The organism is Dethiosulfovibrio peptidovorans (assembly GCA_002748665.1).
GTDB classification, from domain to species: domain Bacteria; phylum Synergistota; class Synergistia; order Synergistales; family Dethiosulfovibrionaceae; genus Dethiosulfovibrio; species Dethiosulfovibrio peptidovorans_A.
This window is the reverse complement of sequence record PDTB01000021.1, coordinates 126,121-140,912: the sequence shown is the minus strand read 5'-3', so window position 1 is coordinate 140,912 and position 14,792 is coordinate 126,121. Positions and strand designations below refer to the sequence as shown.

The 14,792-nt window shown below is 53.7% G+C and carries 12 protein-coding genes; 6 read left to right on the top strand and 6 right to left on the bottom strand.

Features of this window, described 5'->3' with window-relative positions:
- Positions 1–42: 42 nt before the first annotated feature.
- The 3 genes from CSA35_06150 to CSA35_06140 all read right to left on the bottom strand — a co-directional run bounded on the left by CSA35_06150 (position 43) and on the right by CSA35_06140 (position 3,479).
- Entirely contained in the window at positions 43–1,887 is a 1,845-nt protein-coding gene (locus tag CSA35_06150; protein ID PIE54521.1) for a capsule biosynthesis protein CapD, read from the bottom strand.
- An 8-nt stretch (positions 1,888–1,895) separates the two neighbouring features.
- Positions 1,896–2,324 carry a hypothetical protein gene (locus CSA35_06145; GenBank protein ID PIE54520.1) on the bottom strand — a complete coding sequence of 143 codons (429 nt, stop codon included), beginning with the start codon at positions 2,322–2,324 and terminating at the stop codon, positions 1,896–1,898.
- A 63-nt stretch (positions 2,325–2,387) separates the two neighbouring features.
- Positions 2,388–3,479, bottom strand: a complete 1,092-nt coding sequence (locus tag CSA35_06140; protein ID PIE54519.1) for a redox-regulated ATPase YchF — start codon at positions 3,477–3,479, stop codon at positions 2,388–2,390.
- Positions 3,480–3,620: 141 nt separating this feature from the next.
- Here CSA35_06140 and CSA35_06135 point away from each other — a divergent pair, with 141 nt between their 5' ends.
- On the top strand, positions 3,621–5,153 hold the full coding sequence (locus tag CSA35_06135; GenBank protein ID PIE54518.1) for a hypothetical protein: 1,533 nt from the start codon (positions 3,621–3,623) through the stop codon (positions 5,151–5,153).
- Between the two features lie 120 nt (positions 5,154–5,273).
- Positions 5,274–6,464, top strand: a complete 1,191-nt coding sequence (locus CSA35_06130) for a hypothetical protein (protein PIE54517.1) — start codon at positions 5,274–5,276, stop codon at positions 6,462–6,464.
- Here the strand turns inward: CSA35_06130 and CSA35_06125 are convergent.
- The 3 genes from CSA35_06125 to CSA35_06115 form a co-directional block, all read right to left on the bottom strand.
- The gene (locus CSA35_06125; protein ID PIE54516.1) at positions 6,429–7,271 is read right to left on the bottom strand and encodes an ATP-binding protein; all 843 of its coding nucleotides are present in this window, start codon (positions 7,269–7,271) and stop codon (positions 6,429–6,431) included. The genes CSA35_06130 and CSA35_06125 overlap by 36 nt on opposite strands.
- Positions 7,272–7,273: 2 nt before the next feature.
- Positions 7,274–7,936, bottom strand: a complete 663-nt coding sequence (locus CSA35_06120) for a hypothetical protein (GenBank protein ID PIE54515.1) — start codon at positions 7,934–7,936, stop codon at positions 7,274–7,276.
- 186 nt (positions 7,937–8,122) lie between these two features.
- Complete coding sequence (locus tag CSA35_06115) at positions 8,123–9,763, bottom strand: AAA family ATPase (protein ID PIE54514.1); 1,641 nt, start codon at positions 9,761–9,763, stop codon at positions 8,123–8,125.
- A 411-nt stretch (positions 9,764–10,174) separates the two neighbouring features.
- Between CSA35_06115 and CSA35_06110 the strand changes: the two genes are divergently transcribed.
- The 4 genes from CSA35_06110 to CSA35_06095 all read left to right on the top strand — a co-directional run bounded on the left by CSA35_06110 (position 10,175) and on the right by CSA35_06095 (position 14,791).
- Complete coding sequence (locus CSA35_06110) at positions 10,175–11,749, top strand: peptide ABC transporter substrate-binding protein (GenBank protein PIE54540.1); 1,575 nt, start codon at positions 10,175–10,177, stop codon at positions 11,747–11,749.
- A 100-nt stretch (positions 11,750–11,849) separates the two neighbouring features.
- Entirely contained in the window at positions 11,850–12,815 is a 966-nt protein-coding gene (locus CSA35_06105) for an ABC transporter permease (protein ID PIE54513.1), read from the top strand.
- Positions 12,816–12,827: 12 nt separating this feature from the next.
- The gene (locus tag CSA35_06100) at positions 12,828–13,727 is read left to right on the top strand and encodes an ABC transporter permease (GenBank protein ID PIE54512.1); all 900 of its coding nucleotides are present in this window, start codon (positions 12,828–12,830) and stop codon (positions 13,725–13,727) included.
- A gap of 5 nt (positions 13,728–13,732) precedes the next feature.
- Positions 13,733–14,791 (top strand): dipeptide/oligopeptide/nickel ABC transporter ATP-binding protein, encoded by a 1,059-nt coding sequence (locus tag CSA35_06095; protein PIE54511.1) that lies wholly within the window; start codon positions 13,733–13,735, stop codon positions 14,789–14,791.
- The last annotated feature ends 1 nt before the right edge of the window (position 14,792 follow it).

Below are 14,792 nucleotides of genomic sequence, written 5' to 3'. Positions count from 1 at the left end.
GAAGGTACACCGTCCGTCTTTCATCATTTTTTATCATCGTGATCATGGATGGTCGAACTCAGGGAGGTAGTCCTTCAAAGCCGCAATCACCGGATCATCTCCCTTAAGACACCGTTCCATAAGACGAAGCCCGCTCTCCCTCGAATCTGGAGTGTCTGTGAGACGACTTCGAAAGATCTTTGGGTGGGCAGTGTGATCCACACATTGAGGATCATAAAACAGCTCCTCAAAGAGTTTTTCTCCAGGCCTGATCCCAGAGAACTCCACGGAGATATCCACCCCAGGACGATAGCCGTGAAGCCGGATCAGGGTCTCAGCCAGATCAACGATCCTGACGGGGTCTCCCATATCCAAAACAAAGATCTCACCGCCATCCCCCAGAGCCCCAGCTTGAAGGACAAGACCCGCTGCTTCAGGGATAAGCATGAAATACCGCTTCATGTCTCTATGAGTCACCGTCAAGGGGCCCCCTGCCTTGATCTGACGCTCAAATTTGGGCACCACACTTCCTCGACTCCCTAAAACGTTACCAAATCTGACTGCCATGTACCGGGTACGAGGATACCGGGACTGAGCCTCACGAATCAGAATCTCAGCGACTCGTTTAGTCGCCCCCATAACGCTGGTGGGGTTCACCGCCTTGTCGGTTGAGACCATGATCATGCGCTCCGCCCCGTACGTCCCAGCAAGGTCGGCCAAGGTCCAGCTTCCCAAGCCATTGACCCGAAGAGCCTCTTGAGGATTGGCCTCCATGAGGGGGACATGTTTGTGAGCCCCCGCATGGAAGACCACCGACGGTTTCCAACGCCGAAAAACCTCTTCCATGGCCGTCCGATGAGCGACGTCAGCGATGATGGGCTCGAAAGGGATGGAGATCTTCTTGTCCCTGAGCTCCTCACAGAGGGTGTAGATCGAGTGTTCCCCGTGCCCCAAAAGCAAAAGCCTGGATGGACCATAGGCACTCAGCTGTCGGACGATCTCGCTGCCGATGGACCCCCCGGCCCCTGTAACCAGAACAACCCTCCGGCTTACAGCCATCGAGATCTCCTGACCGTTGAGCTCCACGGGCTCGCGGGCCAGCAGGTCTTCCAGATGAACGTTGCGAAGCAACGTGGTAGAGACAACCCCTCCGGCAATTTCCCTGAGACTGGGAAGGACGCGAGTCTCCACTCCCACAAGGGAGAGGCGCCGAAGCATTGTGCTCACGGTTTGCCTGGATGCCGAGGGAATAGCCACTAAAACAACCGAAACCCGCTCTCGATCCACGACATTTTCAAGATCGTCAAGGCCTCCGAGAACAGGGAGAGCGGCGATTCGCTTACCTTTTTTCTGCGGATCGTCGTCCAAAAAGCCCACGGGCAAAAGCTCATCACCGCTACGAAGGAGCTCCCTGGCCAAGGAAGTCCCGGCGTTTCCAGCACCGACGATGACGGTTCGAACACAAGATCGGGAATTGTTCCGTGCTGCAATGAAGAAGCGCCACGAAGCCCTGTAGACCGACGAGAGGAACAACCCTCCCAGGAACATGATCGCCAGAGAGGAGCGTGGAACAAACAGAAAGGGCACAGCCATATAAACAAGGAGAAAAACCAGCGACGAGACGAGGTAGCACCGAAAAAGCAGGACAAACTCCTCTAAGCTGGCTTGAGGCCAGTAGATTCGATAGACCCCCCCGACCAAGAACGACGCCGTGTTGACCCCAGCAGAGACGACCCCGGCGACGAACATGTCCCCGTAGAATTGGTCCATAAACACCGAGAGGCGGAGAGCAAAACCCAACCAGGTGGACAAGAGAAAGAAGAAGATGTCCAGGAGGAACATGTACCGATTCCTCACTCCAAGCTCCAACCACCGATTCAGAAGCCTCTGGGGCAGATCGTTAGCCATGAAAACTCTCAGAGAATGAGTTTGCTACCCTTGTTGCCTCCACTCATCTGGTCAAGCTGACGGAGGACCGAGGACGGGGCCACGTCGATTTTAGGCCTGCTCTCCTCCTTGGCGATGGCCTGACGCATCTTTTCCTCATAGGCCTTCATACCTTCCTTGATGGCATGGACATCTCCCTTAAGCCACTGAAGCAGGCTATCGGCCATGACGTGTACCATCTCCTGATCGGCCTCTTCTTTAAGGGCCCCGATCTCGAAGAGGAGTTTATATTCCTCTTTAATGGCGTCCGTCACATCCTGATCGCTCAAAAGCCCTTTTCGGTACAGGGCTCGCCCTAAAATGTTAAATTTGTTTTTTACGTTCTCTGCCGAGGCCGTCAAACCGTCGACCCGAGCGAGAAGCACCGAGAGAATTTCATCAAGACTGATCTGCTGCATACGTAATCATTCCTTCCGTTATTATGGCTATATTATTATGGTTATATGACTAAAGATGAGAAGCTACACGTTAAACCGGAACTCCACCACGTCGCCATCCCTCATGACATACTCCTTACCCTCCATTCGGACGAGTCCCTTGGCCTTGGCATCAGCAAGACTTCCACAGGCTACCAGATCCTCGTAGGAAACCACCTGTGCTTTGATGAAGCCCCGTTCAAAGTCAGTGTGGATGGTCCCCGCAGCCTGAGGCGCCTTACTTCCCCGGGGGATGGTCCATGCTCGGGCCTCCTTCTCGCCAGCTGTCAGAAAGGAGATAAGTCCCAGTAGACGATACCCCGCCTGGACAAGCCGATCAAGCCCAGACTCAGCCAATCCCATCTCGGTAAGAAAATCCTCTTTTTCATCGGGGGAGAGCTCGGCTATCTCTGCCTCAACGTTGGCACAAACGACGACCATCTCACAACCGTTTGCGTCGGCATGCTCCCGAACCACCCGCACATGGGGAGAGTCATCCAAAGCAGTGATCTGGTCTTCAGAGACATTGGCCACGTAAATCACGGGTTTATCGGTGAGAAGCCCCAAACCCTTAAGCTTCTTCCGCTGCTCATCCGAGAGCTCCATCGTCCGAACCATCTTCTCAGCTTCAAGAGCCTCACGAACCCTATCGATGAGTTCAAGGTAGGGACGGAGACTCTTGTCGTTTCTGGCATTCCGCTCGATCTTGGACCGATGGCGCTCGATCATCTCCAGGTCGGACAAAATCAGCTCAAGCTCGATGGTCTCGACATCTCGAAGAGGCTCCACCACTCCATCCACGTGGACGATATTCTCGTCATCGAAACAGCGAACCACGTGGACGATGGCGTTCACCTCCCTGATATGAGAGAGGAACGTGTTGCCCAGGCCCTCGCCCTGACTGGCACCTCTGACAAGTCCGGCGATGTCAAAAAACTCCACGACAGCTGGAGTTATCTTGGCCGATGAAAACATACCGGACAGGACATCCAGACGGCAATCCGGCACAGAAACCACTCCTATATTGGGCTCGATGGTACAGAACGGGTAGTTCGATGCTTCCGCACCAGCAGATGTTATGGCATTAAAAAGAGTGCTCTTCCCCACGTTGGGGAGCCCCACAATTCCCAGTTTCATTACGGTCCCTACTTTCCTCGGTCTTTTTCCTCAAATAGCTCGGTTCATTGTACCCGAGATCTCCCAAATTACCAGACTCTGATATATGGTATTCTATGAATGCTATTTCTTTAGTACAACCACCCTTAAGGAGGGATTTCCATGCACCAAAAACTCGTATGCACGGCCATTATTTTATGGATCACAACGGCATCTGCAGGAACCGCTACTGAGGCTCCCCACCCGCAGATGTACAAAGACGGGGCAGATCTGGTCTTCCCCATAGAAGCTCAGGACACGATCCGTCAGGAGCTCCCTCCCACCTTCGACCCAGAGAGTATCAGACTCGAGACATCGGGTACCCGACGGATCCTCTCGTCCTCTGTGGAGAGGGCACCTCACCACGGTTGGCTCCCTTCCGAGCTCACTCCCCTGTTCCGACAGGCGGAGGACCTGAAGACGAGGATCGCCTCCGATCAGGCGAAAATCGACACTCTAACGTCAGCCATCGCTATGCTAGACGATCCCTCTCTCTTTAAGCCCAAGATGGCACCGTCAGCTCTCTCGGACTATCTGAGCTCTTTCGTAAAGGAACGGTCCAAGTTGGCCTCTCAGCGGCTCTCGAAACAACGTGAGGTCGATGAGTTCAAGAAAGAGCTCGTCACGATCCAGCATATCCTGAAGGACCGACTTCCGAAACAAAGAAATTGGGTATCGGTCGTCACAGCGACGACGTCAGGAAGCGGAGCCTTGGCCATTCGCTGTCGCACACCCCATGCCCGATGGCACCCTTCGTACAGGCTGGACCTCGATACAGACTCAAATATCCTGACCGCCAAGCTCCAGGGAACCATAGTTCAAAAGACCGGAATTCCGTTTCAGGGACCGATAGACCTCCACACGTCAGTATCGTCCACGGCCACTACCTTTCCTGCAGAGCCGTCGCCTCTGGCAGTGGATATAAGAAGCGACAGGAAGACCCGCGCCACAGAACAAGGTACCATGAAAATGCTTGCAGATTCCATGCCAACGACCGTATCCAGGACTTTGAACAAAAAGAATTCTGCGCTGCCAGTCGTTGAGGAGACCTTGTCAGACCGGATCTTTACCGTAGATTCATCGGTTAGGGGCGACGGGATCCCCGTGACGGTCACGTTGGAAACATGGTCCGCCGACGTAACCACGTCTATTGAGACCGTGCCTTACCTCTCCCCCCAAGCGGTCCTCATGGCCCGATGCAAGCACGCTCCTCTGCCCGCTCTCGGTGCATCAGTCCAGCTGTACGCTCACGGCCACTTTGTGGGGAACGGTGGCCTGCCCAAGCTGGTCCGAGGACAGAGTTTCGCCGTCTCTTTCGGTGCGGTTCCCTCCATTCAGGTGGAACGGAAGGACATGTTGACGGAAAATGACGAGACATGGACCGGCAAAGGGCTACTCCGCCAGGGCTACAGCATAACGATTACAAACGGGACGGCCACAGAGAAGAAGGTGACCGTGAAAGACCGCATCCCCGTATCGGTGAACGGCGCCATCTCAATTCACACGAAGACACTAGCTCCCCAACCATCGTCCACAGACGACAAGACGGGAATACTCACCTGGGAGCTGCCCGTCAATCCCAGGGAATCGAAAACCATTACGGTACTCTATGAAATTCGATATCCATCGGATAAACGCATTTTATTCTTTGACTAACAAGACAAGAGATTAAAAAAGGAGAGAGCAACTCATGACTTTTCCCCTTACCCCTTACGGAGCAATTCGTCAAAACCACCGCTTGAACGGATTGCTTATTATGTTTTTTCTCCAAGATCGATGAGCGGACAGTCAAAACCCCAAAAACGAGGATCCTGGTTCCAGGCACCTCCGATCATTACTCTGTGCATCGCTCTGGGGCTGTTTCCCACCATGGATTTGAGAGCGAGGGTGCACATAGGAGCAAGCTTTTGGCTGTTCATCATTCTGGTCTACCTGGTTCTGTCCACGAGCTACGTTTTATGCCTGAACAGTGGCCCCCACGAGGCTTTGCTGCCCCTGCAGCTTCTGACACAAGGGGTTGTCCTTCTGGCTCTGCCCTTCGGTTTTGGAGCCCCCCGTGGATTGTCCTGGATCGGTTTAGGGCTTACAAGCATAGGAAGTATCCTCTTGATACAGCGATTCCTGTCGGTTTTGAAGAGTGTTCAGGAAACGCCACGTAAAGAGGCCTCCCAGACACATCATCTTCGCGAGGTCCCTTTGCCATTGGCAAACATAGCCTCTGACGGATCCATATCGGAAGTTAATCAAGACTTGGTAGACCTGCTGAACATTGAGGAATCTCTGCTGCTGGGAGAACCAGCGTCTCTTCTATTCCCCGAGGGAATGGATCGAGCTGATATTCAGGGAAAGGGATGGTGTATCTTGCGACGTCCCACGAGCGACGGCTCCCAGCTGATATGTCTCATTGAGGAGCCCCCCTCTCTCGACAAAACAAGTTCTCCGGCGGACAACATGTTCCACAAGGGCTCGGAGCTCTACTCGAGACTGTCGGCGAACGCCATGATCCCAGCCGAGATCAAGCGCTCGCTCCGATACCGTCGCTGGCTCTCCATCCTCCTTATTCGAATTTCTCTTCGATACGATCCGTCAGTTGTACCAGATACAGATTGGGAGTCGAGCATCTACGATCTTTATGGAGCATCTGTTAAAAGACAGATCAGAGAGTGTGACATGGGTTTTTTCATGGGCGGAGGCTCGTACATAGTCCTCCTCCCCGAAACGCCCCTTTCTGGAGGCAAGGCAGCGGTCGCCAAGCTGAAAAAGCTCCCTGACGAAGTTCGGGAGGAGCTGGAGAAGAGACCCCAGACATCCGTCACCGTAGCCAGCAGCGTGTATGACTGTACGGGAACCGAGGATACCGACTACGCCACGCTCATGAAAACCCTGGAAGACTCACTACTCGAGGATGAAGCGTTTATACCAGTGGAAGCATCAATCACAGCAGGCACTGTCGACCAAGGCACGTAAAAGAGCGACATCATCAAAAGTTTCTATAGCCCCTTGATCGCCCAGCAGAGCCAGATCAGAGTTGATCGGGATCCTGACGACTGTCGGAATCCCAAATTTTTTTTGGATTTCTTCTGCATGACTAGGGCCAAACACGGGGAATTCCTGACCACAGTGAGGACATCTGGCTACAGCCATGTTCTCCACCATCCCCACGAGGGGGATCTTCATCATCTCGGCCAATCGAGCCTGCTTCCCGACGATGAGAGATGAAAGTTCCTGGGGTGTAGTGACGATCAGCATGCCGTCCAGAGCCACTGTCTGCATCACCGTCAAAGGGGCATCAGCCGTTCCAGGGGGCAGGTCCACCACTAACCAGTCCAGGCCATCCCACATCACATCGTTCCAGAACTGCTGGACGACCTCTCCGATAAGAGGTCCCCTCCAAACCACGGGGTCCTGAGGATTCTCCAACAGGAGATTCATCGATACGACAGCAATCCCCAAGGCTCCTGAGCGAAGGGGCAGGATTTTCCCTGAAGGCCCTGCGGAGAGACGACCGCTCAAACCAAAGAGCTGAGGAATAGATGGACCGGTGATGTCCGAGTCCAGAATCCCGACGGAAAAACCTCTCTTGGCTAAACCTACAGCGAGAAGAGCCGCAACAGAACTTTTTCCAACGCCCCCTTTACCGCTCCCCACCGCGATCACCCGCTTGATGCCCTTTTTCATGGGACTGGGGGCACCTGAACACGTATCCCCAGATGAACCAGAACACTCTCCTGCGCTGGGACACCCTTGGCAACTTCGGTTTTCATCCTGAACCATACTCATTCAGACTCCTTCCACGGTGAGGGGCCGTCTCCAGGACACGACATGGTCAGTTCCGGTGAGACTCGAACTTCCCTGGGGCGGACTCCTCTCTTTTTTATGATGTTGACCATTCCACGAGCACTTAGCCGTCCCAACTCCAAAGCAACCCACGAAGCGATGGGACTCTCAAAAAGGCCCCCCAGTCTTTGAGCGTTCTCCTCTTCAAGAAGGACTCTCATTTGGGGCTTCCCATAGGCTGCTCCAACAGCCACCATAGGGATATCGACATCCGGTATCCGATCCTGCGAAAACCAGATCACCCCATCCACCTTACGATCCAAAAGACGTTGAAACGCCGAGAGAGTCGAGGCATCAACTCCATCGGCTTCCTTGATCATCATCTCAAGCCTATGACGACTGAGGACCCGCTCGACACCGGCGAAGAAGGGCCCCACCCATGAACAAGTAAGGTCCTGAATCAGGACACCTATCACATCTGTCCGTCGACTGGAGAGCCCCCGAGCCAGAGCATCAACCCGATACCCCAGGCGCTTGGCAGCAGACCAGACCTTCTCACGAGTGACTGGGGAGATCCGGGGATCTCCCTTAAGAGCCCGGCTGACCGTGGCTTTGTTGACCTTAGCCTCCCGGGCCACATCCGCCATGGTGACCTTGACCATGGCCTCACCCCCCCCTAGGAAACCACAAAACAGGATGTTCGGGCATCGTGTTTCCCGATACCGGTTCAATGGATGAGCTACAGTCCGTACCCGAAAACCTCTCCGTCGCCACCGAGCTCCACCTTGATTATGGTTCGAGCGTCATCATCCAGCATGAAGAGTACATGAACACAGAGGTTCGTAGACTCAATCCTCGAAAAGAGTTCCCCCTATGAACTCCCGCAGAATGGACTCGTTCGGAACAGTGTCCGAAGGCAAGGGAGGAACGAATCGCATCAGGGACAAAAGTCGCCGAGCCTCACCAAAGACCGACGACATCTCGGGGACAGTCTGCAGCAGGGGCTCAAGATAGCCCTTGAGAACAGGCAGCTCGTAGAGAAGCGCCGAATTGAACATCGCATCCGAGTGTTTTTGATATGGAAAGATGTATTTTTGAGCACCTCGAATCACCGACGGCCACCGTTTCAGAGTCTCCTCAGGGCTGTGTCCTCTCGTTCGATGATCCCGGATCATCCGACGAAACAGGCGGTTATCCGTCGTACTCGTCCGATTCTGGCGATCCAGGTTGACACCGGTCAGGGGGGAGACAAAAATTCGGAACTTCTCCCCTTTATCAACCGCCTGAGTTACCCGATCATTCAAACCGTGAATCCCCTCGATGATCAACACATCGTCGGGCTCAAGCTGAAGGACAGGTCCTTCCTTTCGAGATCCCATGATGAAATCAAAGCGAGGGAGCTGAACCTCCTTACCCTCCAACAGGTCCTTGAGCTGGATATTGAGAAGCTCCAGATCCAAGGCCTCCAGAGCCTCAAAATCATACTCGCCTTTTTCATCCAGAGGAGTTTTATCCCTATCGACAAAATAATCGTCCAGAGACAAGGTAACCGGCCGCTTTCCGCAGACCTGAAGCTGAATCTTGAGCCTCTTCGAGAGAGTGGTCTTTCCAGAGGCCGACGGCCCGGCGATACAGACAACCCGGGCCTCGCGCTGCACAACGGCATCAGCCAGCTGACTGAGCCTCTGAGCATGGAAAGCCTCGGAGATAAGCATAAGCTCCTGGCCTCGTCCAGCGGCTATAGCATCGTGCAAATTGACCATAGTACTGATTCCCATGGTCCGCAACCAGTTGGCATACTCCAGGAAAACCCCAGAGAGCTGCACCGACGCCTGGAAAGGCGGAAGAGAGGTTGGATAAGACACTGTCGGAAACTGAAGGACCATACCAGGCGGCAGAAGCTTCAAATCCCAGTTTTTTAAGTAGCCCGTAGAAGGCACCAGGGGACAATAAAAAAAGCCGTACATATCCAGACACCGATACACCTCGATGGGATCGGCATAGGCTCGTGAGAACAATCGCCCCTTCTCGGGATTGCCCTGACGCTCGAAAATGCGGCAGGCCTTGTCCAGGGAAATTACCTCGCGGGTTATTGGGATATCCATGGAGACCAAATCTCTCATAGTCTCGACGATGGCGGCCAGATCGTCCTCGGAGACCTCCCCGTCAGCACACTCCCAGAAATGCCCCTCCGAGATGGAATGGCGTATAAACAAACGCCGGCCCAAAGCTTTTCGAGCGGCCAGAAGAAGGAGAAAACTCAGAGAGCTTCTGTAAATTGTGGTTCCCTCAAAAGAATACGTATCCACAAACTCCACGGACGCATCGCTGTCGACGGTCCATTCCAGAGGGCGAAGGTAGTTATTCACCCGCCAAGCCACAATATTGCGGTTTTTATACAGCCCACTGGACGCCAAAACCCCCTGGCCGGAGAGTGGCATCTCACAGCGCATATCGGGAACGCCTTTTATTCGTACGGTAAACGACATACTCTCGATCTCTCCTTCTGGTGATCAGTTCGGGCATCCCCCCCACACATTTCTTGGGGGAAACACCGCGTTTATTATATCCCATAATGTACACCATATGCTCTACAGCCTCCCCACACAAGCCAGCAAAGCATTTTAACCTAACCTTGAAGCTTCGATTTTTTATTCCGCTCGGAGGGGATAGAGTCAAGTGATGATCCCAACACAAAAGGAACTGAAGCGATACAAAAAACGTCACTCACTACAATGTCTCTGTACAAAAACGACCAAAATCCATGGAAGATGCGCTATAATAGTAATGTTTTGCACTTCAACGACGAGAGGGGCATGGCCCCAAAAAACCGGAAAGGGGTTGTCAGGATGACAAAAAGAAGAAGGCTACGCGAAAGGGTGTTCTGTTCTCTGTTTTTCATGTTCGTTTTTGCCCTGAGCGCATCAGCAGCAAGCAAGGGCGTGGTAATCGGACTCACGGGGGACGTCCATTCCCTGGATCCCTACGTATTGAACGAGACCATAACCAACGCCATCAACGACCATATCTTCGATCGTCTTATGATGCCCAACAAGGACCTTCAGCTCGTTCCAGCATTGGCCCAGAGTTGGGAACTATCAGAGGACTCTACCGTCTGGACGCTCCATCTGCGAAAGGGCGTAAAGTTCCACAACGGCAACGACTTCACTGCAGATGATGTTCTTTTTACGTTTGACCGATCTCGTCGTCAGGGGAAGTCCGCTTTTACCTATTGCCTCGCTGGCGTAAAAAGCTACGAGAAGGTCGACGACCACACGGTGAAGATTGTCTGTTCTTCTCCCAATACTCTTCTTCTCTCTCACCTCAAGGACTTGGTCATGCTCGACGCAGAGACCTGCCAATCCCACGACGACGACTGGATCGCACTGCACCCCGTCGGGACGGGACGCTATACGGTGGAGGAACATGTACGGGGTGATCGACTCGTTCTGAAGCGCAACGACGCCTTCTGGGGAGATATTCCTGAAGTTGAAACGGTGACATTCAAACCCATCACCAACGAGGGAACCCGAACGGCCAACATGATCTCTGGAGCGGTGGATCTCATCTCCGACGTGCCTGTTCGCAACGTGGACATGCTGAAGGCCAACAAAAACGTTACCGTGGTCTCAGAACCCAGTCTGAGAGTCATCTACCTGAACCTTGCCGGCTGGACTGACACCCCATCCCCCAATGCGACCATGCCTATAAAAGCCCCTGACGGCTCTAATCCGCTGAAGAAGCGGGAAGTCCGGGAGGCCATCTACAGAGCGATCAACGAGGATGAGATCGTCGCCAAGATCATGAACGGATACGCCACGCTGACAGCATCCTATGTTCCGAAGGGGCTGAACGGCTACAACCCAGATATCAAGCGCCTTGCATACGACCCCAAGTTGGCGGAAAAACTCCTGGATGCGGCAGGATATCCACGCCAGAAGGACGGCTACCGTTTCGAGTTGACCCTTGATGCCCCCAACGATCGTTACGTCAATGACGCTGCCATAGCCGGTGCCATCGCAGGATATCTGGAGAAGGTGGGCATAAAGGTTAACCCTAACCTCATGTCACGATCCATTTTCTTCACCTACATCAGCACATCAAACAGAGAGGGCGATAATACCCATCTCTGCATGACAGGATGGGCCGATTCGGTAGGGGAGAGCGTTCTTCTCGCCAAGGATCTGCTCTACAGCTTCAATCAGGACGGCACAGCGGTCAAGAAGGGGTTTGGAGGCGTCAATCGAGGCTTCTACCTCAACCCCAAGATTGACGCCATGATCGACAAAGCTTTGGCCTCAAAGAGCATTGACGAGCGAGACGAGATCATGAAAAAGGTCTGGAAAATGGCAGCTGACGACGTCTCGTACATCCCGCTTCATTTCCAGGAGGACATCTACGCCTACGGGAAACGTATCGTTTACCATCCTCGGAAGGATAAGTTCATCTACGCATGGGACATTGAGTTCAAATAGACGGCGGGGATACAGAACATCCTAAACCTTACACTACAGACCTCGTCGACTTCTCGTCGACGGGGTCTTTTCTACGTATCAAATCCACGGAGGTGACTGCGTGATTCAGTTCATCGTAAAACGCTTGATTCAGCTTATCATCGTTCTGTTCGTCGTCTCGCTGATCGTCTTCGTCCTCACCAGCGTCATGGGAAACCCCGTATACCTGATGCTTCGTGAGAGCGCCACCCCAGAGGAGATTCAGGCAGCTACCCAGGCTCTGGGACTGGATAAGCCCTTGCCAGTCCAGTACGGGATCTTCATAAAAAACACCTTAAGCGGTAACTTCGGCAAATCCTACATGTATCATCTGCCCGCCCTGGCCCTGATCGTAGAGCGCTTGCCCGCCACCCTTGAACTGGTATTGACTGCTGTTCTGCTCTCCGCCGTTGTTGGCATTCCCTGCGGTGTCCTGGCCGGAGCCTATCCCCGGTCACTTTTCAGTAAGACCGTCATGAGCTTCTCCATTGCCGGTATATCCATGCCGTCCTTCTGGGCAGGGATGGTGATGATCTATTTCTTCAGCCTCCACTTGGGTATACTCCCCGTGTCGGGACGGGGGGATGTGGGCACCATCCTGGGCATTCGAACCAGTTTGGCCACGGCAAACGGTTGGTCTCACATTTTGTTACCAGCAGTCACTCTGGCACTGGGGAACATCGCCACGGTCATGCGTCTCACAAGAGCCGGGATGCAGGAAACCATGAAACAGGACTACATCAAGTTTGCCCGATCCAAAGGAGTCTCCCGACGTTCCCTGCTCTTCGGACACGCCCTCAAGAACACGCTGATCCCCGTTGTAACGATTTTCGGTCTCCAGCTGGGAGGGCTAATCGCCTTTACCACCATCACGGAGACCATCTTCGCGTGGCCTGGAATGGGCAAGCTGCTGGTGGACGCCATCTATAGCGCTGATCGTCCCATAGTGGCGGCCTACATACTGTTCGTGGCGATTCTCTTCGTGCTCATAAACTTCATGGTTGACATCCTGTATGTCTTCATCGATCCTCGGATCGACCTACGCTAGGGAGGGCTTATCATGACTCCTGTACGACAAAAAAACCCATGGCGCCTCTTGAAAGAATCCGAGGGCTGGTCTCGCTTTACCCATTCCAGATTGGCAATGATAGGAGCAGTCATCGTCATCTTTGTCACGCTCGTCGCTATTGTGGGCCCTTTACTCACCGTCCAAAACCCCTACGATCTCTCGGCCCTTCAACTGGGTGACGCCTACAAACCACCAATCTGGTCGAACGGGGGCTCCATGCCCTTCGTGCTCGGGACGGACCAGCAGGGACGAGACATACTGAGTGCTATCGTCTACGGCAGCCAAGTCTCGCTTTTCATCGGCATAATGGGAACGCTTATGGCGAGTGTTCTCGGAATCACCCTGGGGCTAATCGCCGGATACTACGGAGGTCGGATCGACGGGTTCATCATGCGCATCGCCGACATCCAGCTCTCGTTTCCATCCATGCTCATCGCCCTGTTTCTTATGTCCGTTTTAGGACGAGGCGTCATGAATATTCTTCTCGCCCTCACCCTGGTTGGCTGGGTTCGCTACGCCCGAACGGTTCGAGGAGAGACCCTCTCCGTCAAGAAAAACGAGTACATTGAGGCAACGCAGGTGATTGGACTGCCGGACGGACGGGTTCTTCGCCGTCACGTCCTTCCCAACGTCTTCGCGTCGGTCATCGTTTTGTCCACAATCCAGGTCGGCTCCTTCATCTTAACCGAGGCCAGCTTGAGTTTTCTGGGCCTGGGCGTTCCCGTCACTCGTCCATCTTTAGGTATGCTCTGCAACGAGGGCTTCACCGTTCTCTACAGTGGCTTGTGGTGGGTCTCCATCCTGCCGGGGCTTTACATCATGATCATCGTCTTCGGGATCAACCTGCTGGGGGATTTCCTGCGGGACGAAATGAACCCCAAACTGAGGTGATTGCGATGGATCTCAGGCACAGACAAAAAACAGAAAGCTCTGCAAACGGAGAAGCAAAACGAGAGAGGGAGGCTCTCGTTACGGTTCGCGACCTCCGAACCTACTTCCACACCTTTAAGGGCGTGGTACGGGCCGTGGACGGCGTCTCGTTCGACGTCAAAAAGGGTGAGGTCTTAGCAGTGGTGGGCGAATCAGGAGGGGGAAAATCCGTCACGGGCTTTTCCGTCATTCGGCTCATCGATGAGCCCGGGAGAATAGAGTCTGGAGAGATTTTCTTCGACGGCAAAGATCTGATGAATCTTTCAGAGAGAGACATGAATCAGCTGAGGGGAAAGGAGATGGCCATGATCTTCCAGGATCCTATGACATCCCTGAACCCCGTATATACCGTGGGACAGCAGCTGGAGGAATCTTTCCGACTCCACACCTCCATGAACCGAAAGGAACGACGACTAGCCTGCGTGGAACAGCTCCGGGCAGTGGGGATTTCGAACCCGGAAAGTCGTCTGAACAACTACCCCCATCAGTTCAGTGGTGGCATGAGACAGCGGGTAGTCATCGCCATTGCCTTGGCAGCCGACCCCCGACTCATCATCGCCGACGAACCGACAACGGCTTTGGACGTGACGATTCAAGCTCAGATTCTCCGCCTCATGGTCCGCTTGGTTCGGGAGAAAGAGCGTTCTTTAATCCTAATTACCCACGATCTGGCCGTAGTCGCCGAGGTCGCGGATAGGGTCAACGTCATGTACTGTGGCAAAATCGTGGAATCGGGCGATACGAGAACCATCATCGACAAAAACGCTCATCCATATACCAGGGGGCTCCTCCAGTCCATTCCCGATATGGCGGCAGCCAACCACCGGCTTGAGACAATCCCGGGAATCGTGCCAAACATGTTCGATCTTCCGAAGGGCTGTAATTTCGCTCCTCGCTGCCCCAAGGCACGAGATATCTGCCAAACTCATGAGCCCCCTACCATCGAAAGACAACGAGGACACGTAATAAGCTGCCACTTTCCTCTCCAAGAATTGAGTACATACGAACCAAAGGAGGTCTATTGAA